Origin of the sequence: Methylobacterium sp. J-092, from assembly GCF_022829325.1 — a bacterium.
Lineage (GTDB): Bacteria > Pseudomonadota > Alphaproteobacteria > Rhizobiales > Beijerinckiaceae > Methylobacterium.
In genome coordinates this window covers 1-2,184 of record NZ_JAKSXU010000008.1, presented here as the reverse complement: position 1 = coordinate 2,184, position 2,184 = coordinate 1, and the positions used below count along the sequence as shown (strand labels likewise).

Sequence of the window (2,184 nt, the reverse complement as noted above, 5' to 3'; positions counted from 1 at the left end):
TGTCGTTCGACGGCCTGCCCGATGACTTCCCCGTGCCGGATGTCGCGCTACGGCTGGTGTGCTCGGCCTGCGGGCGGAAGGACCGGATCAGCACGCGGCCGAACTTCGCGGGCGTGCACACCGGGGCGGGGCCGAAGCTGCGGTCGGTGGAGTAGCGCGGCCGGCGCCTGTCAGCCGCGTTGCGCCACCTGGCTCGCGCCCCTATCCCCGCCGGCCCACATCCGGCGAGACCCATGGCATCACCCGTACCGATCCGACCCACGCCCTCTGACGTTCAGGCGTAGCGTGACGCGCTCGAGGCCATGAAGCCGACGGTGCCGCCGTGCCCCGGCCTCTCGGCCCAGCGCTGGCAGGAGATGCGCGAGGCAGCGATCGATTTCCTCGACCGGTTCGGGGAAGACGCCATCGCCCTCGGCTGGATGGCCACCAGCCTGTTCGGCCTTCACCCGCCCCTCGGCGTGGTCCGCGTCGACTACTAGGGCTGCCCTTTGATCAAGGCCCGCTGTGTCGAGGCGATCGGCGACACCTAGATCCGGTACGGCAACCAGACCTTTCGGCGGGACCGTCTGGGGCATCCCGTTGGCGTGCCGGCCTAGCAGGCTGTGCGGTAGGCGGCAGGCACGAAAAAAGCCCACCACGGTGGCAACCGGGCGGGCTGAGGTGATGTCAGGGCCAGAGGAACCCCTTCGATGGCCGGGTCGTAGCGCGGGCTGGTTAACGGAGAACAAAAGAGCCCGCCGCGGTCAGAGCCGACGGGGCTAAGTGGTCCCTGTGAGGGTAGGCGCCTAGGGCGCGGGCTGAAGGGGACGCTCTTCAACCGCGTTGCTACATCGGGGGCGCAACGCCATCGAGCGGATCTTCGGTCGCCTGAAAGACCTCCGCCGCCATGGCAGCGCATTTGCATGATATCACCCGCTCTCCACTAGGTTTTCTCAATGGTTGGCGCAGGGGCACGAATTGACTCAAACCGGTGTTTATGTCGGCAATGATCCTTCGATTTTGGGCTCCTACACGAAGTGGTTTGGCAACACCCCCGGCAACGTCCTCCACTTCCTGAACAATGACAGCTGGGTCGGCTTTGACAGTTCCGTCCCGTGGGCCACCAGCCTGTGGAAGGGAGCCGCTGTCGGCAACATCTGGGGCGTGCCGCTTACCGTCTGGGGCACCTCGCTCGAGCAGGTCGCCACGGGCGCCTACAACGATCACTTCCTCAAGGCGGCTCAGGCGCTCGCCCAGACGCATCCGAGCAGTGATGGTAATCTCTACATCCGGGTCGGCTGGGAGTTCAACGGCGGCTGGATGCCCTGGTCTGCCGCCGGCCATGAGGAAGCGTTCGTCAAGGCCTTCCAAGAACTCGTAACGACGTTTCGTTCGGTATCCAGCAATTTTAAGTTTGTTTGGGATACCACCAACGACGGCGGTAACATGGATCCCGCTAAAGCGTATCCAGGCGATAAGTATGTCGATGTTATCGGGACAGACGTCTACTACTCACCGGAGTATGACTCCTGGGATGCCAAGGCTGGCTTCCAGCACGATGTGGCACGAGATTACGGGCTGCAGTGGCAGCAGGATTTTGCCGCCGCCCACGGCAAGCCAACCGCCCTGAGCGAATGGGGTATCGCTTCCGACAATGCCGGTGATTATATCAAGGGTGTGACCAAGTGGATGGTGGACCACAACATGGTCTACGGCAACTACTGGAACGCCGAGACGAATGACTACGATGGCGTGCTCAGCAATGGTCACAATCCCAATGCGGGCGCCGCCTACAAGACGGCGGTCAGCAGCCTGACGGATACCACCCCGGCTGCCACACCAGCGGCTCACCTGACCTCGGCTGCTTCTCCGGTCGCGGGCGACACCTTTGTGTTCCGCGTGTCGGGTGACAGCTACCAGGGCAATCCGCACTTCCAGGTGCTGGTGGACGGCCATCAGATCGGCGGCACACTCACCACCAGCGCGTCGCATGCGGCAGGCCATACGCAGGACATCACCCTCACGGGCCAGGTCGGCACGGGTGCGCACGACATCGCGGGTCAGTTCCTCGACGACGTCTACGGCGGCAGCGCGACGGCCGACCGCAACCTCTACGTCCATCAGGTCAGTCTCAACGGGCACACCCTGGCGGGCCGAGCCGCCGACAACCATTCCGCGTACAAACGCGGCGGCGTCGGCAACTGT

Annotated in this window: 2 protein-coding genes; both read left to right on the top strand. The window is 64.2% G+C overall.

Annotated features, from left to right (window positions below):
• The first annotated feature begins 302 nt into the window (after nt 1–302).
• Complete coding sequence (locus MKK60_RS00115; RefSeq protein ID WP_243983403.1) at nt 303–479, top strand: hypothetical protein; 177 nt, start codon at nt 303–305, stop codon at nt 477–479.
• A 460-nt stretch (nt 480–939) separates the two neighbouring features.
• A partial coding sequence (locus MKK60_RS00110) for a carbohydrate-binding domain-containing protein (RefSeq protein WP_243983402.1) occupies nt 940–2,184 on the top strand: 1,245 nt, incomplete at its 3' end.

Bases quoted from the DNA above. Each gene is read 5' to 3' on its own strand.
- MKK60_RS00115 (WP_243983403.1), top strand. From the start codon at position 303: ATGAAGCCGACGGTGCCGCCGTGCCCCGGCCTCTCGGCCCAGCGCTGG.